Source organism: Blautia hominis, from assembly GCA_002270465.1.
Classification (GTDB): domain Bacteria; phylum Bacillota; class Clostridia; order Lachnospirales; family Lachnospiraceae; genus Blautia; species Blautia hominis.
Genome location: NQOF01000006.1, coordinates 359994 through 380180, shown reverse-complemented (window position 1 = coordinate 380180; position 20187 = coordinate 359994). Strand labels below are relative to the sequence as shown.

The window sequence follows — 20187 nt, the reverse complement described above, 5'->3', positions numbered from 1 at the left end:
AGAACTGTGAAATGGGAAAAATAAAACAGCTCATCTTCTGATTCAAAACAGTCATAAAACAACAAGGGGTCTTTTTGGGCTTTTGGCAGCTTACAGGTCTTTCAATTAAAAGTAGCACAACAAGTTAAATTATATTTTCTTTGCTTCTTTCCTGCCGTATCCTGCCAAACATATAGCAAACCTGTACAATATTTCTGCAGTGAGGACATTTCAGTTCTATCCATACCTCCCCATTTACAGCAGTTCTGATATCAAAAGCCCGTTTCCTGCAGATTGGGCAGTTTATCTTTTCCTTCAATCCGGCATGGCTCCTTTCCTGTCAATTGCTTGGTTGACATCATAAGTAAAAAATAATTGCCGCACGAGTGTCATCCTTTTGGTTGACAGATATTTTCTAAAAATGGCACCCTGCCGTTCACAGGGCACCTGGCATCTGCAGCAATTTGTTATACTGTTCATCATCCTGTGTCCTTTCATTCCTGAATACATAATTATTAAAACCCAGCTGGGATAAACGGATTTTTACAGAAGCGGGCGATACCTGGAATATATCTGCAAGCTTCTCCTGTAGAGCCGCCCCACTGCCCTGTCCATTACCAGCAAAATCTGATACAGCATTCATAAACGGCGTTTTCGGCATCAGTATAGCCGCACTAAAATACTTTGCATGATGCTCCAGCCAATCTGCATCTGTAACCAGCTTTCTTCTCCCGGCCATATCTGCCCCGCCTTCGATATCGGTCTTTTTGCATCCTGTAATTTCCGGCAACGATGAATTCCTATAGTGCTTTCTTTTATCCATAACAGTATAATAATCAGAATGGAATATCCAATGGCCACACTCATGCCCTATCGTAGAACGCAAACGGTATTCCTTCCGGTCCTCCAATAAAGTATTATCAATGAGCAAAGTGCCTCTTTTTGCATACAGATAATCCGCACATTTTTCTTCTGGTAAATAGACCGGAACCCGTTCCGCCTCCTGGAATACCATCCGGCCTAATATAACCCCGCAATGGGAAAGGTATGTGTAATCCAATGCCAGATTAAGATAGAACTCCGCAAAGGCTTCAATATCCACCGGCTGCGGCGTTTTTAGCAGGGAAGGCCTGTAATCACGCAGGAATTCCTCTGCATGGGCATCAATCTCACAATTCCTTATGATGGGAATGCCGCTCCTCTGCTTTCTTAGTATAGGCTGGTACATATCTGCTCACCCCTTCCTGGCTTTTAAATCATCCAGAAACACCTGCCATTCCTTTTCCCCTGCCCCAGTCTCCATTGACAGGCGCAGTGCTTCTATCACATAGGAATTCCCAAGCATGTAATCAGCACAGTCCTGTGGAGTGACAATATCATTGGATGACCTTGATTCTGCTGCCATATCATATAATTTATGGGTCTCATTCTCATCCAATATCAGAAAATGAGACAGCAGTTTCAGCCGTTCGGCAGTAAATGTACTACTTCTTCCCTTCTCCACCTCGCTGTAATACTGGGGGGATACTTTTATTGCTTTAGCTGTTTCCCTAAGGGATTTTCCTTTGTTCTTCCTTAATGATTCTACATATTTTCCGAATCGTAACCGGTTGTTTGTGTCCATGTTTCATCTCTCTATAAAATGTTTATACGGTAAGCATTACCAGAATACGAACATTTATTCGTCAATCTGATGATTGACAACAAAAAACCTTACTATGTTATATATCTCCGATAGTAAGGTTTTTGAATTATCTGTAAAATATTAAAAACATTATAATATATAGAAGTATCTCTAACAATGAATTATTCCATTACTATTTTACTTTTAAATAAGTATTAGGTAATTTTAAATTACTGAGCAAATCATCTATGGTATCTTCAAACCGACCACTAAAAACTTCATCTATATCTTCTTTCCTCCCTATTATCCTTTCATAAATTGGATTATCAAAAAGAGTATTAATGTTAATTTGTCTTCTACTAGTCAAATTTGAGACTATTATATCTTTGATTTTTGCAAGAATGTTAATTTGAGCATCTGTATAATTATATGTATTAATGTAATCCACGTAAGCGATCCTAACTCTTTCTTCTACATCAGGAATTAATTTAATTTTTAATGCATGCAGAAAAAAATCCCAAATACTCCCCTGGGGATATTGATATATCCTTTGCAACTGACCTTCATCCAAGTAAATATTGGGTCCTTTAGCCCAATTTTCCAATATGTCTAACTCATCTTGTGAAGGAATATACTCATTATCTTTTATTATCATGTTTTTAATACTGCTTACATTATTGTTCTGTGGATTATTAACTTGTTCCTCGAAAATACGCCTTGCTTCTTCTAATGGTATATTATCAATAATACTAAAATCATTTCCAAGCAAGAAAACACGTTGTATCATTTCTTCTGGATCTGGATTATCGATAATATAAAACTCCCTTGGCGGATTTTTTCCGCCTCCTTCCCCGTCAGATCTTTTACCAACTTTAACCTCATTCTGTTTAATAGTTCCTGTACCATTATCTCCCATACGTTTACAAAGACCAGCAAAGTCTAAAATACGAAAACTAAATTTACCACTTTTTATAGGATCTAGTCTTGTTCCCCTCCCAAGCATTTGTATATATTTTCCTATAGATTTCGTTAAAGCCGCAAATGATATATATCTTATACAGGGAATATCTACACCCGTACTCATAATATCAACCGATACTACAATATATGGTTTTTCATAAGGTTGCTTAAATTTTCCTTTGACATATTTATTTATATCATTATTATCAGAAATCACTGCCTCCGCATACCTTAAGCCACCTGCAAACTCTTCGTTAAAAACTTTATTAAGTTCATTAGTAAGTAGCATACAATGTGCTTGACTTACACCAAACAGCAAAACTTTTTCGCCATATTGTGTATTCTTTCTTATCTCTTCAGCAATTCGTCTACATCTTTCTTCTGAAATATATTTTTTTTCAAGTTGCTCCAACTTCAATTTCTTTTCTTTTGGCAATTGAATTTTATCCCTAGTATCAGGATCTAGTACATATTCTATTGGTATCCCTTCATCTTCGGCCTCCTTTGTTAAATACGTTTTTATTTCTAACACATCATATGGAGCCAAAAAACCTTCTTTTATTCCTTGTTCTATATCAAACTTATAGTCTGGTTCATTATCTATACAACCAAATAATTTATATGTATCATAAATAGCCATATCTTCTTCTGATAATTCTGAACCAGCTTTAGCTATAGCACTTTTAGGAGTCGCTGTCAGTCCTAACTTCGGGCATACAAAATGCTCTAAGACAACTTTTCTATTTACTGATATTGACCGATGACATTCATCAACAATGATTAAATCATAAAAGTTACTAGGAATCGATGAAAATATGATTTCTAAAGTATCAATGACTATTACCTGAATAGGTGTATGCCTACATTGTCTAAAATTAGATGTTGTTATCCTTGAAGCCGTATAACTTCTCTTTATTAATGAAAATCCATCATCTAACGCTTGTTCTGCTAAAATACGTCTATCCACAACAAATAATATTTTTCTTGCCAAACCATATTCCAGTAATGCTTTTGCCAAAGCAACAGTCATCCTTGTTTTTCCTAAGCCAGTTGCCATATGCACAAGCATCTTTTGTTGCCCTGCTCGATATTTTTCAATTATAGTGTTAATGCAATCTAATTGGTAATATCTCTCTTTACCAACAGTAGGATCATACCCACCTGCTATCATTGTATCAATTTCAATGGTTTTTAATGAGCTTATTTTTTTTGCCTGTTCAATTTTTATTTTTATATCTTCATATGATAAAAAAGAATTAACTCGCTTATATTCCCCCGCTTCCAATCCTCTCCATTCATTGTCATAAAATAATTTTCGTTCTTTTGAACAAGCATACATAAATCTTGGTTTTAGGGTAAAAGAATCAATCCTTAACTGTGAAAAAGCCTTTTTCTCATCATCTAATTTATTTTCAATAACAACCAGTATTTCTCTTGATATTGGATCCTGCAAAACAATATCTGGTTCTATATACGCTTTTCCATAATCTTTTTGCTGATCCATAGATAGCTTGTACCTTGGCCTATATAGAAGTGTGTCACCTACAATCCAACCTAACGCCTTTAATTCGTCTATAACTTTTAAATCAACATCCGATGCTTCATTTGAAAATATGTTTGACATATTATCCCTCCTCATCAAATAGATTGTTCGCAATTTTCAGTTTTTTAGTTTTAGCATTTACACCAAATAATTGTATACGCTTTACCTCAGATAAACCTTGTTCAATTTCTTTTATAATTTCCTGCTGTTTATAAATAGTGGGTAGGGGAACTTGTAATTGCTTGAACTCAGTTGCACTAATATTATTCGTCCCACCACCACTCTTAGGTTTCATCATATCTCGTCCCTTATCACTCATAAAAAAATACATTATGTATTTAGGTAATACAAGCTCCTTTTTAAATCGGAATCTAATTAGATAAGAAGCATAAACATACTCCTCGTTATTATCCCATACTGCACATTTGCCTACGAGCTTTGGATTGCCATTAGAACGAACAATTAGCAAATCTCCTTTCTTAACTAAATATTTTTCAAAATTATCATCTGATATATCAACTTTTTTTATATCTGATAAATCAAAATCGCAATATCCTATATTTCCAATACGTAAAATTTTATATTTCCCCTTCACATAATCACTTTTAGTAGAAGTACCATAAAGAGAATTATCAATTAGTGACCCAAGCAATGTGTTCTTGAATTCCTTACCTTCAAAATACTCTGAATCAATACTCCATGATTCTATTATTTCTAACGTATTTTTCTCTATGGTATCTAGTTGCTGAAATTTTTTAACTATTTTATTTTGGATATTAATATCTGGTAATGGAAATAAAAACTCTTTCATATCATTAAATGTGAAGTTCATTCTTACACCATTGCCAACATTTGCTTTCTGATTTACATAATTTTTAAAATTATTGCTTTGAATTATAATGTTAATATATGATGGGTTTATATACTCCTCTTTTACACCAAAAACAACATACGCACCACTTATTATTTGATTTTCGTAGTCAAACTTATTCAAAGCAATTGACCCCACATTTATTCTGTATGGATTGTAGCAAAATTGATTCTTTTCAACAAGAATATATGATTGATTAGTTTCCTCCGGTTTCAATGAAATATTTCTAAAAACCCCAATTTCATTAGATACTCCAAGAACTTTCCAATTTACATCTGGATATTTATTAGGCTTTACAGAATTACGATTTTCAATAATGTAATCTCCTAATTTAACCAGGGGATATTTCGCACCATTTCTCAACAAATTGTATGCAGTATTAAGTTTTCTAATTTCCCGTAAATTTTCCTCCGGTATAGACTCAAGATATTCTCTAACAATATCAGCTTCAATCGCATTCTGTAAATCAAACTTTTTTATTTGATTGAATGCATCTTTATACTCGGCCTTGATTAAATTTTGATATTTTTCATCTAACCCCATTGATGAAAATGCTGAATCTTTTTTAAGCTTTTTGTTCCATTCTTGAATCTGATTCAATGAAATATTACTTTTATAAGACGCAACATTAAGAGAAAAAATGTATGCTTTATCAATGCGTTTCGCTATCTCGTTCTGAATTTTACCATCCCAAACAGCATCAAACTCTTTTAATTTCTGTTTTACAGCTATTGCTTCAACACATTTCTTATTTAATTCATTTAATAATTTTTCTCGCTCATACTCTCTTTTTTTATAAAAAGTAGTTTTCACGTCATCTATAATCTTTAATTTTATTCTTGGATCCAAGGAAGTCATCCATTCAACTGGTAATATATAGGAGTTATTGCTAGTTGGTGGCTCCATTCCTTTTTTTATATAATTATGATATATGTTTAACGCCTCTACCAATTGTGAGCCTTCACATTCAATTCTATTTGTACCAAACGTATATCCATCATTTTCCACTTGATAGAACCAAATATTTTTTGTTTTCTTTCCTTTCTCAAAAAATAGTATAGATGTCTTTGGTCCTTGACCACTCTTACTTACAAAAACACCCTGGGGTAAACCTATAACACCAATCAAATTTGCTTCTTCTAATAACATTTTTCTAAGGGTTCTTGCACTTGCCTGATCCCACGTTAAAAAACCTTCTGAAACAATAACAGCGCATTTTCCTCCGTCTTTTAATGAATCAAGCATCAATTTAACAAATAAAATCGTTGTTTCACTTTCTTTGCTAAATTCATCCCAAACATTTGGATAAGATTCTTTATCTCTTTCTGCACCAAATGGAGGATTTGCTAGTATCACTGATTTTGTACCAACAATATTATGATCAAATATATCTAATGAATCACCTTGTCTAATGTTATTAGGGTTAAGACCTCTGATATAGAAATTGACTGCTGCCATTTTACGTATCATTCCTAAATACTCGATTCCTGAAATTCCTGCTCTGTAAAAGTTAAAAGTATCTTCTTCAGAAGGCATTTTCTCCTCTTTATCATTAAAGTAATCTTCAAACCAATGTTTTAATTCATTATGTGCCTTTGCACCTGGCCACTTTTTATCTTTCGTTATTCCTTCCATAACAAACTCAAACGAATCAAATAAAAAACCACCGGTACCACATGCAGGGTCAAATATTGTATCTTTTATATTGGGCTCAACTAAACCAACCATAAACTGCCTTATATGGTCAGGAGTTCTGAAAAGCCCTATTTCCTTAGTTCCACCTGTTTCTGATAGTGCGGACTCTATCGCATCGCCTAGTAAATCTGTTTTTAACAATCTTTCCTCATCTATTTCAGCGATTAACGAAATTACTTCTTCAAGATTACCACTTTGAACATTATTCGTAAAATTAGAATTTTTAAAAACCTCTTGAATAAGTACAAGCTGATCTTGAACTTTAGTCGTTAAATTACCTCTTAACACTTTTCTTGCTTCAGACAATATATTCCCATAAAAAGGGAAAAAACTTTTATTTAATTCTTCTGTTATCTTCTGACTATCTATTGTTTTTAAATAGTAGAATAACTTGTTTACATTTTCTTCCTTATTAAATAAAATACGTATCTCACTGAAGGCCGTGTCTTTTTTCAACTTAACTTCAAAAATACGCAAAAGTAGTAATTCTATAATATATTCAACTCTTTGTACTGGAGTTCCTGCCGGGCGTAATTTATTATGTAATTTCTTAAGAACATTGTTTGTTTGATTATCTGCATAGTGTACTGTTGATCTTGCCATTTATATTCCTTTCGTCGTATCATAATATAATCCAAGCGAATGACGCTTTTATATAGAATCATCGCTTAGATTATATTAGCATAAAACAAGTCAAAATACTAGTCACCGGGTCGTTCCAAAATATAGTCTGAAAATTCAGACTTCTTCCGGCATCATAAATGTTATATAATTGTTGTTTTTAGATTTTTGGCTAAATTTATCCTGATTTGAAATAGCAAAAAATCTTATTTCATTATAACATAGGCTTTGAATATAATCAGGATAACTATATGTCCTATTAATTAATTTTATTGATTCTTTAATTACATCTAAATACTTTGAACCAAAAACCGTTTTAAAGCTATTTGTACAAATAAATTTATTACCAAATATATAAGTTCCTTCATTTTCTTGTCTTTCTATAATAAGCTCTCCAGTCAATATATTATAACCTCCAATTCTGTTATCTTTATTTTAACAAAGTACAATCTTTTAAATCTTTTCTTAGATTTAAGAACTTTAAATTAAAATAATATCTTATTCTTATAATACAAATCATATTGTTTTAGTATTCTTAATCATACCTTGAATAGTCTTCTCATCCTCTAAACGATTTATTGCAAAACACTTTTTACCTGCATCTTTCAATGATGCCCCAATATGGTATGCCTGACCACCATCTACAATCAAAAAACGGTCATGGAAAGCCCCTGTATACTTAATCTCCAGCTTAGGATACTGCCTATTAAAATTCTTTACATCCGCTGATGTCAGTTTAGTCTGCTTCATTGTATAAATACAGACATTAACATTTATCTTCTTCTTAGCTAAAATATTCAATGTGTCCACATCCGCATAATTATCAATCAGTATAATCGATTTCTCCGCACTACCAACCAATTTTACCAGCAAACTAAACGCATCATAAATCTGTCCCTCAAAGAAAATCTTCTGCTTCACCTCTTCATGTTCCGCTATGTAATTAAAAACCTGCTCAAAACGTTTATCGGTCTTCTTCTGATATTCCAATTGCTTTAACTCCACATTACTGATTCGTTCAAACAGCACCGCATTATTCACCAGAAACTTTCTCATTTCAACAAACGCTGTCATAATATGAATGCTAACTTGTATTGCAGTATCACTATTTAACACCGCTGAAAGCATTGCAATGCCCTGTTCCGTAAAAACATATGGCAGATATCTTCTCCCACCTCTCCCGTTTGAGGTAACAATCTGTGACCTCAAACACTCATACTCTTCATTTGTAAGCTGGAAGCGAAACGCATTCGGAAAACGTGCAATATTCCTTTATACTGCCTGATTAAATACCTTCGTCTCTACCTGATAAAGTGCAGCCAGATCACTATCCATCATTACCTGTTGCTCACGAACAACAAAAATTAATTTCTGTATTGTTTTATCTGGGACAATAATTTCCGGCAACTGTATGCCCTTCTGTCCCGTTGTCTCTGTTATCCCCTGCTGTTCTTTTGCCATAAGATATATCACCTTTCTCAAAAACTCAAATTATGGTCTTTCCCATTTTTCGCTTTCCTTTCCATGTACCGGTGTTTTGAATTTATCCTCCAGCCAACTAACCTCGCCGCCCCGAAATCCGATTTCCGGAGTGGCAATATATGCTTTTCCAATCCTGTTCACAACACCATTCTCCGTTTCAACAGCAAATGTAACCGCCTGTCCCTTCATTTTATCCATCTCCTTATTTTCCATATCTCCTTTTCCGCTCCGCTACAAGCTGTGCCTGTAACTTCTTCGTCTCTTCCTCAATATAAACCTGCTCTTCCTCCAGCATCTTTGCTCTTTCTTCATTAAGGACGATAATCAGTTTCCCCTCCTCACACTGAACAGTCACCGGCATATTAGCTGTAAATCCCCACTCCTCCAGCCATGCACCCTTTAACATAAGCGTAGGGGTTGGCTTATATCTGTATCCAGATTGTTCACAGACCTTTAAGTCTCTTTTATCTTTTCTCATATTTTTTCCACCCTTTATAAAATTTACAGTATAGCTTGGATTTTTGTTCAGAAATATCTATGAACCTGATATACACGAAAAATACATTAGACTGATTGACTATGTATGAAGCAACACTGTAAGATGACCTGGTTTATCGTTACATATTGCAATAGATTGGGCGTTGTAAGGTCCCTGACTTTTAGTAAATGAAGCTGATTTATAGCCGTGGTACAAAAACACAGGTTTAACTCTCCCACAGCGCCCGGTTCACATTAAACCCGGCCGGAACTTGTCAACCAACATTACAACGCCCCTGTTGCAACCCGTCAGCATTTATAAGGACTTCGGACCTTCACACTTCCCAGTGTGGTTGCTTTAATCACTAATGTTAGCTTGTAAATTTTTCGTAATTGATTCAAATATCTTTTTAGTGTGTTAATACCTCTTTACAGTTCTATAATATAACTTTTTAGTGTGTTTGTCAAGAGTTTTATTCAATCTAACAATTACTATTTCAAATCTATTAGATTGACAATTACACTATCTAGTTATATATTTAAAATAGGAAGGTGGTGCTAATTATGTCTATGACAGAAAAAATAAAAATTGTTCTTGTCAAAAGAAAGAAAACTGCAGCCGACTTAGCTTCATTACTTGGCTGCTCTTCAACCAATATATATAATAAAATGAAACGTGATAATTTTTCCGAAAAAGAATTGATTGAAATAGGAAATGTTTTGGATTGCGATTTTGTAGGACAATTCAAAATGAGAGATACCGGAGAAACAATATAAAAATAGAGCCAGCGTTACAAGAACATTACCTCGTAACACTGGCTTTTCAATATAATATCTTTTTTATCTCTTATAAAATCATGCCTCCTGGAGTTAGAAGTATATTACCATAGTATTCTGTTAGTTCATAAAACGTCATATTCCTAAATCCCTCTACTAATATAAAATAATTGCCTTCATAAATTGGAACAAGATAGGTCTCTTTCAATGTTATTTGTATCCTTACAGTTTACTTGTTTGGAAGATTTACATAGTAATTTCTTCCCCAGAACGCAAAAATGACACACCACCGATTTCTCAATAGTGTGCCATCAACATTCATTTTACGTGTACCCAGTCACTGCCTCTCGCTAACCTTTAAACATCAGGCAAAATCCCCTTAAGTAATCGAGACCATTTCCAATCCCAATTCAGTCTCAAAATAGTCCCAAATTCCGGCGATTTCTTATGATATTTTACGCTAAGTTACGATAGTTTTCAATTGACCTTACACATCCGATTTTCCTTAAAAACTCAAGGTTTCCGGTATCAAACAGAATGAAGCAATTTTAATTAGTTGCCGCCCATCTGTTTAGCAACTTCCTCAGCAAAATTCTCTTCCTTCTTTTCAATACCCTCGCCGGTCTCGAAACGAACGAAGCCTTTGATTGCAATTTTTGCGTTGTTTGCTTTTGCAACTTCTTCAACGTATTTTGCAACAGCCTGTTTGCCGTCTTCTGCCTTTACATAAACCTGGTCTAAGAGGCAGATTTCTTTCATTTCTTTGTTGATACGGCCATTTACCATGCCCTCGATAACTTTTTCCGGTTTGGAAGATTCTTTCGGGTCATTTTTAATCTGAGCAAGCAGGATTTCTTTTTCGTGTGCAATGAATTCCTCACTTACTTCGCTTCTGTTTGTGTATTTTGGGTTCAGGGCTGCAATCTGCATAGCGATGTTTTTAGCCATCTCTTTTACTGCATCATTGACAACATCTGTCTCAACGTCAACCAGAACACCAATCTTTCCACCCATGTGTGTATAAGAAGATACGAAACCGTTAGGCTCATTCACTTTTGTGAATCTTCTGATGTTCATGTTCTCGCCGATAACAGAAATCTGGCCTGCCAGTGCTTCCTGAACCGTTTTTGTTGTATCGAATTTCCATGGCTCTGCTAAGAAAGCTTCGATATCCGCAGCTTCTGTCTCCATAGCCTGCTCAGCAACCTGAGCAACATATTCCTGGAATTTTTCGTTCTTTGCAACGAAGTCTGTCTCTGCATTAACCTCTACGGCAACTGCGTTCTTCTCGTCAGCAGATACCAGAGTTTTGCACAGACCTTCTGCTGCAACACGGCTTGCTTTTTTCTGTGCAGTTGCAAGTCCCTTTTCTCTCAGGAATTCAACTGCTTTATCCATATCGCCTTCTGTAGCTGTAAGAGCTTTCTTGCAGTCCATCATGCCGGCGCCGGTCATTTCTCTTAATTCTTTTACCATTCCTGCTGTAATAGCCATCGTGATATTCCTCCTGAATTCTTATTATTCCTCTGTTGTTTCCTCTTCAGCTGCTTCCTCAAAGATTTCGCTGTCTTCAGCAGCACCCTGGTTAGCTTCGATCACGGCATCTGCCATTTTGGAAACGATTAATTTTACGGCTCTGATCGCATCGTCATTGCCCGGGATTACATAGTCCAGTTCTTCCGGATCACAGTTTGTATCACAGATACCGATTAACGGAATACCTAATGTATGTGCTTCCTGAACGCAGATTCTTTCTTTTTTCGGGTCTACGATGAAGATGGCATCCGGGAGTTTCTTCATTTCTTTGATACCGCCCAGGTTCTTCTCTAATTTGGCCTGCTCTTTTTTCAGCTCGATAACTTCTTTTTTCGGCAGTACGTCGAAAGTTCCGTCAGCTTCCATAGCTTCGATTTCTTTCAGTCTTGCGATTCTGCTCTGGATGGTCTTGAAGTTTGTCAGCATTCCGCCTAACCATCTCTCGTTTACATAGAACATTCCGCAACGCTCTGCTTCTACTTTGATAGCGTCCTGAGCCTGTTTCTTAGTTCCTACGAACAGGATTGTGCCGCCGTCAGCTGCCATGTCTGCAACTGCTTTGTAAGCATCGTCAACCATTCCTACAGATTTCTGCAGGTCAATGATGTAGATACCATTTCTCTCTGTGTAGATGTAGGGAGCCATTTTAGGGTTCCATCTTCTGGTCTGATGTCCGAAATGAACACCTGCTTCCAGTAACTGTTTCATTGAAATAACGCTCATGTTTTTTCTCCTTTTTGGTTGTTTTCTTCCGTCTATTTCCTCTCCGCAGGGACACTGTCGGATGCTTGTCCGCAGGCACCGTCCTTTGGTATTCATAGACGTGGTTATTTTGCAACGTTGGTATTATAGCATAGCTGACACATAGGTTGCAAGCTGTTTTTAAGATTTTTTCCTGTTTTTACAAGGTTTATACCACTTTTGTCCAAATTCTTTACTGTAACGGACATTCTTAAGGTACTGTTCACACATTGCGGTCCCCCGAGGCGGATTGTGCAGTAACGTTTTGAAGCCAGGTACGCAGAAGCGGCATCCAGCTCTGACACTCTTTCTGCACTCCGGTGCCGTCCACCCGCATCAGTGTCTCGTTGGCTAAGGAAAGTCCATGACTGCCCTTGGGGTAAAGGTGAAATTCAACCGGAACACCAGCCTTTCCCATAGCTTCTACAAATAGGAGGGAATTCTGAAAAGGCACACTCTGGTCCTCAAAGGTATGCCAGATAAAGACTGGAGGCACATGGGCACCTACCTGTGTCTCCAGTGCCATTTCCTCTTTCTTCTTCTCATAATCACTGCCAAGCAGGTTATGGATGCTTTCCAGATGTCCATAATCCTCCCGGGATGTGATAACCGGATAACTGAGGATCAATCCTTTCACTTTTAAACGCTCTTTGCTGCATCCCACAGCCTCTGACAGAAAATCTCTGTTCCAGAAAACACCGAAACTGGCTGCCAGATGTCCTCCCGCTGAAAATCCCATAACAAAGAGATTATCTGTATCCACATGCCACATATCGGCCTTTTCCTGTATCACCTGCACTGAGCAGGCCACCTCGGACAATGCTGTAGGAAAAACAGCGGGCGCACAGGAGTAACGCAGAACGGCTGCGTGATATCCCATACTGTTAAACTGCAGGGCGATCATCTCCGCTTCCCTGTCAGCAGTAAAACGATACGCGCCGCCTGGGCAGATCAAAATCAAAGGGCGTACCAAATCCTTTGGCAGCTCCTCATAAGCATCTAAAATATAAGTTGTCAAATGTGTCTCTTTTGAAGACCCGGACATTTGAATGGGAATCTTCTCATGTATCATGCTCTTGCTCTCCTTTTATTCCTTTTCAATGATCTGGCCGTTTCGGTAAGCTTTCAGCAGTTGTTTCAGCTCATCAATGCTCTCTTGAAGGTGGTGCCCATTATCTGTATCTCCCACTGTTTTTCTGAGAGAGGTCCGTTTTACTAAAATACTGTCAGAAAGAATATCACTCTCTCTTGTAATGGCATCTTCTGCCGAAGTAAACGGTTCGTGGGCCGCCAGGATCATTCCCCAGGAATTATAGATCAAGGTATATCCGGCAATCCCCGTCTCTTTCTGGTATGCCTTTGAAAATCCGCCGTCAATGACCAGCACTTTGCCGCCGCACTTGATGGGGCTTTCCCCTGAGGTGTGATGTACCGGGACATGGCCGTTTATAATATGGCAGCAGTCACCCTCAATTCCGAATTCCCGAAAAATATTATTTACCACAGTATCGTCTTCCAGCAGTCTGTAGTATGGGTTCTTATTCTCCACATGGGTTTCTTTCTCCGCCAGAAAATAACGCTCAAAAGTAGCCATCTTATCTTTTCCGAATAAAGGAGACGCTGGGCTGCTCCAGATAAACCACAAAATATCCCTTCCCCGCTGCTTTTCATCCTGATCCAGGGCAAAGAAAGCTTTCCTCACATATGCTTCCAGCACGTCATAAAGCTCTCTCCCTTTATAGGTCCTGCCGTATACTTCCACTTCCTTAAAGCTGCCGTCCTCATTAAGGGGAACACAGCCGTGATAAAGCAGGTTGTTATTGTATACCTTATACAGGCTTCCCTTTTTCAGCAAAAGCTGCATATGCCGCTGGAGCTTCTCACAGTTGGCAAAGGCAGAGACAAGGCGCTCCATGACCTCCTCCTCCTCCTTTGACAGCTCGTAGGGATTCTCCGGGTCCACAGTAGGGAACGAATGATCAAGGAGATTGTATTCTTTTCCGTATAAACGTATGGTTCCCTCCTCATAATTGATATCATCCAGCAGTGCTCTGTCAGCCATATGAAACTCTTTTCTCCGGATGAGAAGCTGGCCTTCCAGCTTGAACTGGATAATAGAAATCGCTTTGTGCATCTTCATATTAAGCACAGTCTCTGCAGGGTTGAGAGTATTGCCCCCTTTTATTTTAAAACATTCACACGGGTCATCCTGATAATACGTCAGGGCAAAGGTAGCCAGAGGAAGCAGATTGATGCCATAGCCATCTTCCAGGAGGTCCAGATTGGCATAGCGGGCGCAGATACGGATAACATTGGCGATACAGGAACGCTGTCCTGCCGCAGCTCCCATCCAGACAATATCGTGATTGCCCCACTGGATATCCAGGGAGTGATACTCCTCCAGTTTGTCCATAATATGGTGCGGTCCCGGCCCTCTGTCGTAAATATCCCCCAGAATATGCAGATGGTCCACAACCAGACGCTGAATCAGCTCTGAGAGGGCTATGATAAATACCTCTGCCCTGCCAATGGCTATGATCGTTTCAATAATCTGCTCATAGTAGGCTTCCTTGTCATTAAGCTCCGGTTTCTCTGTGATAAGTTCTTCAATGACATAGGCAAAATCAGGCGGCAGGGCTTTGCGGACTTTGGAACGGGTGTATTTGGACGCAACACGTTTACACACCTCGATCAGACGGTATAAGGTGATTTTATACCAGTCTTCCATATTTTCCTCTGTCTTTTTCGTCAGCTCCATTTTCTCTTTCGGATAATAAATCAGCGTGGCAAGAAAACGCTTGTCCTGCTCATTGAGCGTATGGCCGAATACCTCATTGATCTTCCGTCTCACAGAACCGGAACCATTTTTCAGAACATGGGAAAAAGCCTCATATTCTCCGTGGATATCCGTCAGAAAATGCTCGGTTCCCTTGGGCAGGTTGAGAATTGACTGCAGGTTAATGATCTCTGTGGACGCCTTGGCGATGGTCGGATATAATTCGGAAAGGCGTTCCAGATACTTTTGTTCCAATTTTTCCATTTGTTCTCCCCCAATATTGATAGATTAATTCATGTTGCCATTGTAACACATTTTCCTCTCCCAGAAAACAAGAACACTGCCAATCAGTAAAAAAATAATTCCGGCCGGATTTTCCTTCTGCATTTTTACTGTTCCCGATCCGGGTTCGCTGTCTGCCTCCAATTCTTCCTTCAACGGCATGGTAAAATCCCAGGGTTCCATATCATTTATATTGCCTGCCTCGTCCTGAACGGAGAGGGTAATTCTGTTATTTCCGCTTTTCAGGCATTTGCTTGGAATCTTTAGCTTTCCGTCCTTCCATTCATAAAGCACCGGCTCACCGTTCACCGCACAGGAGACGATCCGGACCGCATCCGCATTCTCAAGCGTGATTTCCGGGGCAAATCCCGCACTGTGGTCCATCTCTTCCCCGTCAAATACAAAGCTTGTCCCTGACTGGTTGACTGAAAAATGGAAGCGCTGTACTGTCCGGTTGCCGTATTGGTCGGAGGCCTCGCACAGGAGTACATATTCATCATCTTCTGCCACAGGGTCCAGAGTAAAGGACAGCTTTCCTCCCTTATCTTCTCTTTGGATGGAAATATTTCTCTCACCGGTACGTTTCCCCGTAAGCCGTATTTTTACACTGCTCTTGTCCAGATTTTCATCCTGCACGGTGATACACGGAGACACCTGGCTGTTGTTTGAGGAAAGGTTCTTTAAATTGGCAAGCGTGATGACAGGATAACTGCAGTCGGGAATTTTTATTTCCGTCATAGGCGGCGGAACTTTCGCTTTTTCCTCCGGTGATACTTTGGCATCTGCATCTATACGGTTATCTGCATTTATATTTGTCTGGGACTTTTGTTCTGCATCTATTGCTTCTTCCGTCTTATGCCCGTTTTTTATATCATCGGCCTGGCCCATGTCGTTCACTATATCCTTTTCGGGGTCTATTGTGCCTCCCTCTGTATCTTTATCAGGATTTTCCGCTTCTTTCGGCTTTTCCGCAGCACCATCTTCTCTTCCGGTGTCATCCGGATCCTTAGTATCCACATCTGCTTTTTCGGCAGTCTTTTTCACTCTTATTTTATAGCGGACCACCACCTCTGTTTCCCCCTCCTCTAAGGCCTCAATATTTCCATTCCTTCCTGCACACGCAACGCGCTCATCTTCTATCTGTACAATGCCGTTATCGGGCAGAAACAGCGCTTCTCCCTTCTGTAATTCCACAATCTGTGTGATCTCCGGTAATGTTTCATCCGCCTCCTTATCCGCCGCAGAAGCTGATACTGAGACTGCAGCACCCAAATATAAAAAAACACCAGCTACAGCCATAAACATATATCTTCTTTTCATTGTATTTCCTCCTCTGTGAGTCCATTGATCTTTCTTTTTACTTTATCACTGTTAAAACCCGATTTTTCTGCCCCTCTTTTTTCCATAAGGTTAAGCAGACGCTCTGCTTTCTCCGGATTCTGCCGTTCCATTGCCTCCATAAGAGCATAGGCGCAGTAAGCTTCTGCGTCCTCAGGGAAATCTTTGATATAACTTTCATAGCGTTTTTCCGCCTCCTCATAATTTTGCATCTGACGGCAGAGGGCTGCTGCGGAGAGCCGGGCTTCCTGTTCCAGCTTCACAGGTATCTTTTCTTCTAAAAGTAGGTCGTAATACTTTATGCTCCATACCGGATTATTTTGTTTTCCGTACACCTTTGCCAGCTGATACCATATTTCGATCCGGTATATAGGCGCATACGTCTCTCTTTTGTTTTCTTCCAGACTTTTTTCTGCCTGCTGGAGAAGCTTGCGGGCTTTCTCGTCCCCCTCACTGCCGGAATATCCCAGTTCCGTTTTGTACGCCTGTATTACATTTGCCAAAAATATGGATTCACCAGTCTTTTCCCAGGATGTGCCCTCACTGTCCTCCAAGTCTCTTATGGCTTTTTGTGCAGTCTCCCAGGCGGCCTTGGAATGTTTTTCTTCTATGGCATCCAAAATTCTGCGGTACAGCTCTCCTTTTTTTGTTCCCTCCTGCTCCCTCAGAAAATATCTGCGCGCTTCCTCATAATCTGCTGTATCTGCCAGGCTTGTGCCCTCCCGGCCCCCCAGAATCCTTCCTGCATCCATCAGCAGCTCCTGTTTCTTTATCTGCGCGCCTAAAAGCATTAAAAAACCGGCTGCCAGGAAAATAAAACCGGCATAGGCACGTTTCCTGGCCTGTATCCACTCTTCCAGATTCTGAAGCTCCCTTTTGACCGTACTGATTTTCCGGTATCTTTTCCCCAGGGAAGGTTCCATACATTTGTCCGCAATATGTCTCCACTTTTTACAGAGTCTCGTCTCCCGTTCCTCTTTTTGTTCCATATAACGAAGTATGGCACCAAATCCGTAGATATCAGACCGTTCCTCCGCATTTCCCAAATACTGCTCCGGTGCCGCAAATCCGGGAGTTCCGAACCTGCTTTTGCTGCTGTGTTTCCCTGCACTGCTGTTCTGTTCAGACAAGGACGCAATGCCAAAATCAAAAATCCGTATATCACCTGAGATATGTACCATCAGATTGGAAGGTTTCATGTCCTGATAGATGATCCCCTTTGCAGGGCCATGTAGATATTCCAGAAGGCTGCAGAGCTGTAGCGCCCATTTTATCCGCTTATCCCAGGGTATCTTTTTACCGCTTTTCTTAATCTCTTCAAGGGTGAACCCTTCCAGATAATCCATGACCAGATAACGGCATCCGTCCTCCTCCAGAATATCAACGATCCTGGGAAGTGCCGGGTGCTCCAGATGCCGCATGATCTCCGCTTCCCGGCTGCTGTCTGCGGGAATCTTTTTGATGGCCCAGTATTTTTTCAGTTTCATATCAAAAGCCAGAAATACCTGTCCCTGTCCGCCTTTTCCCAGCATTCTATCCAGGCGGTAGCGCTCTTGGAGAAGACGCTTTTTCTCATACACGAACAGCATCACCTCTTAAATATTATTTGAATATTATTTGAATTTTAATTGGAATATTTGGCAGATATGCCAGAAGGTTTTATAAATTGGGATGGGCCGCCGCATGCAGCGGCCCGGTTCCCTTTGTGTCAGATTACATTCTCTCAGGTGCTTCAAATCCCAATAAGTCAATGCATGTCTCCAATACATCTCTTGCCAGGACCAGCAGACGGATCCAGGATGTCTTCTGCACTTCGTCCTCTGAACTGAGAATCTTTGTTTCATGGTAAAAGCTGTTGAAAGCATTTGCAAGATCATAGATATAAGAACATATCTTATGCGGTGCTTTTTCTTCAAAAGCAGGTGCGATCACAGAATTAAATCTGGACAGCTCCAGCATCAGGGCTTTCTCGCTGGCATTGGCAGCCGGGAGCATCTTGCCTGTCTCCGGATCTTTGCCTTCCTCACGGTAGCGTTCCAGAATGGATTTGATCCGCACAATGGTGTACAGGATGTACGGCCCTGTATTGCCTTCAAAGGAAGTGAAACGCTCAACGTCAAACACATAATCCTTGGAAGCCTGATTTGATAAATCTCCGTATTTGATGGCGGAGAGTCCCACCATCTCGGCTGTCTTTTTGGCGTCATCTCCTTTTACACTGCGGTTCTCAACGATTTTCTTATACATTTCCTCATTGATCTCGCTGATGAGGCGTTCCAGACGCATAACGCCGCCTTCTCTGGTCTTGAACGGCTTGCCGTCCTTGCCGTTCATGGTTCCAAAACCAACAAACGCAAGCTGGGTATCATCCTCCGTAAGCTTGGCTTTTTTCGCACAACGGAACACCTGGATAAAATGCAGTTCCTGGCGCTTGTCCACCACGTAGATCATCTCATCCGGATGATAATCCTCCATACGCTGTACGATCGTAGCTAAATCCGTGGTGTTGTAAAGAGACGCACCGTCGGATTTGAGGATCATGCAAGGAGGAATTTCTTTTGCATCACTCTCTTCTTTTACATCCACGACAAGTGCTCCCTGGTCCAGATATGCATATCCTTTATCTTTCAGGTACGCCACCATATCAGGTATATATGGGTCAGCATCCGCTTCGCCTTTCCAAAGGTCAAAGTCCACATGCAGTTTCTCATAATTCTTTTTCAGGTCTGCAACAGAAACTTCCATAATGTGTTTCCAGAGGGCACGGTATCCTCTTCTGCCCTGCTGAAGCTCCAGTGTTGCCTCCAAAGCTTCGTTTTTGTATGCTTCATCTTCTTTTGATCTGCCGCTGGCTGTGGGGTAGATCTCCTCCAGTTCGCTGACTGTAAAGGGTGCTTCTGCGGGGTATTCCCCTTCGTACGTCTGATCAAAATACACCAGTTCAGGGGAACGTTTTTTCAGTTCTGTGATGATCAGCCCCATCTGCAGTCCCCAGTCACCCAGATGCACATCACCGATCACCCGGTGTCCCAGAAAACGCCCCATGCGTTTTAGGCTCTCACCAATGATGGCTGAACGGAGATGGCCTACATGAAGGGGTTTTGCCACATTGGGTCCGCCGTAATCAATAATGATCGTCTTGGGAGACTCCGCCTTTTCAACGGAAAGGTTCTCATCCGCCTGCATATCATTCAGATAAGAGGTAAGAAATTCGGGATTCAGCTTCATATTAATGAATCCGGGATTCACAGCCTCTGCCTGGCTGAAGATGTTACTTTCTTTTATTTTTCCGACCACATCGTTTGCAATCATAATAGGTGCTTTTTTGTATGTCTTGGCTGCTGCCATCGCCCCGTTGCACTGATATTCGCACAGATCCGGGCGATTGGATACATTCACTCTGGCAAATTTTTCGTCATATCCGGAAGCTGTGAATGCGTCTTTGATGACTGCTTCCATGCATTCGATGATTTTCTTCATAACTG

Annotated in this window: 15 protein-coding genes and 1 pseudogene; 1 reads left to right on the top strand and 15 read right to left on the bottom strand. The window is 39.8% G+C overall.

Annotation, left to right across the window (positions count from 1 at the left end; genetic code table 11):
• Positions 1-415 precede the first annotated feature (415 nt).
• From CI595_RS19950 to CI595_RS19915, 8 genes and pseudogenes are all read right to left on the bottom strand, one after another.
• Entirely contained in the window at positions 416-1207 is a 792-nt protein-coding gene (locus CI595_RS19950; RefSeq protein ID WP_095175366.1) for an ImmA/IrrE family metallo-endopeptidase, read from the bottom strand.
• Positions 1208-1213: 6 nt separating this feature from the next.
• Positions 1214-1603 carry a helix-turn-helix domain-containing protein gene (locus CI595_RS19945; protein WP_095175365.1) on the bottom strand — a complete coding sequence of 130 codons (390 nt, stop codon included), beginning with the start codon at positions 1601-1603 and terminating at the stop codon, positions 1214-1216.
• A 193-nt stretch (positions 1604-1796) separates the two neighbouring features.
• Positions 1797-4187 carry a DEAD/DEAH box helicase family protein gene (locus tag CI595_RS19940; protein ID WP_162291928.1) on the bottom strand — a complete coding sequence of 797 codons (2391 nt, stop codon included), beginning with the start codon at positions 4185-4187 and terminating at the stop codon, positions 1797-1799.
• A 1-nt stretch (position 4188) separates the two neighbouring features.
• Positions 4189-7275, bottom strand: a complete 3087-nt coding sequence (locus CI595_RS19935; protein ID WP_095175363.1) for an N-6 DNA methylase — start codon at positions 7273-7275, stop codon at positions 4189-4191.
• A gap of 135 nt (positions 7276-7410) precedes the next feature.
• A complete protein-coding gene (locus tag CI595_RS19930; RefSeq protein WP_095175362.1) occupies positions 7411-7695 on the bottom strand; it encodes a hypothetical protein in 285 nt (94 codons plus the stop codon).
• A 114-nt stretch (positions 7696-7809) separates the two neighbouring features.
• A pseudogene (locus CI595_RS19925) lies at positions 7810-8754 on the bottom strand (ORF6N domain-containing protein).
• A gap of 30 nt (positions 8755-8784) precedes the next feature.
• Positions 8785-8988 (bottom strand): hypothetical protein, encoded by a 204-nt coding sequence (locus CI595_RS19920; RefSeq protein WP_095175361.1) that lies wholly within the window; start codon positions 8986-8988, stop codon positions 8785-8787.
• Positions 8978-9253, bottom strand: coding sequence for a SymE family type I addiction module toxin (locus CI595_RS19915; RefSeq protein WP_095175360.1), 276 nt, complete (start codon positions 9251-9253; stop codon positions 8978-8980). Before CI595_RS19915 ends, CI595_RS19920 begins: the two co-directional genes overlap by 11 nt.
• 563 nt (positions 9254-9816) lie before the next feature.
• On the opposite strand from CI595_RS19915, the gene CI595_RS19910 reads away from it, so the two are divergent.
• Entirely contained in the window at positions 9817-10029 is a 213-nt protein-coding gene (locus CI595_RS19910; protein ID WP_095175359.1) for a helix-turn-helix domain-containing protein, read from the top strand.
• 552 nt (positions 10030-10581) lie between these two features.
• Here the strand turns inward: CI595_RS19910 and tsf are convergent.
• The 7 genes from tsf to argS all read right to left on the bottom strand — a co-directional run bounded on the left by tsf (position 10582) and on the right by argS (position 20182).
• Positions 10582-11523, bottom strand: coding sequence for a translation elongation factor Ts (gene tsf / locus CI595_RS19905; protein ID WP_095175358.1), 942 nt, complete (start codon positions 11521-11523; stop codon positions 10582-10584).
• Positions 11524-11547: 24 nt separating this feature from the next.
• Entirely contained in the window at positions 11548-12288 is a 741-nt protein-coding gene (gene rpsB / locus CI595_RS19900; protein WP_095175357.1) for a 30S ribosomal protein S2, read from the bottom strand.
• A 241-nt stretch (positions 12289-12529) separates the two neighbouring features.
• The gene (locus CI595_RS19895) at positions 12530-13378 is read right to left on the bottom strand and encodes an alpha/beta hydrolase (RefSeq protein WP_095175356.1); all 849 of its coding nucleotides are present in this window, start codon (positions 13376-13378) and stop codon (positions 12530-12532) included.
• A 15-nt stretch (positions 13379-13393) separates the two neighbouring features.
• Positions 13394-15346, bottom strand: a complete 1953-nt coding sequence (locus CI595_RS19890) for a fructose-1,6-bisphosphatase (RefSeq protein ID WP_095175355.1) — start codon at positions 15344-15346, stop codon at positions 13394-13396.
• A gap of 24 nt (positions 15347-15370) precedes the next feature.
• Positions 15371-16684: a hypothetical protein gene (locus CI595_RS19885; RefSeq protein WP_095175354.1), complete on the bottom strand. Its 1314-nt coding sequence runs from the start codon at positions 16682-16684 to the stop codon at positions 15371-15373.
• Positions 16681-18282 (bottom strand): serine/threonine-protein kinase, encoded by a 1602-nt coding sequence (locus CI595_RS19880; RefSeq protein WP_162291927.1) that lies wholly within the window; start codon positions 18280-18282, stop codon positions 16681-16683. Before CI595_RS19880 ends, CI595_RS19885 begins: the two co-directional genes overlap by 4 nt.
• A 133-nt stretch (positions 18283-18415) precedes the next feature.
• Positions 18416-20182 carry an arginine--tRNA ligase gene (argS, locus tag CI595_RS19875; RefSeq protein ID WP_095175352.1) on the bottom strand — a complete coding sequence of 589 codons (1767 nt, stop codon included), beginning with the start codon at positions 20180-20182 and terminating at the stop codon, positions 18416-18418.
• Between the last annotated feature and the right edge of the window lie 5 nt (positions 20183-20187).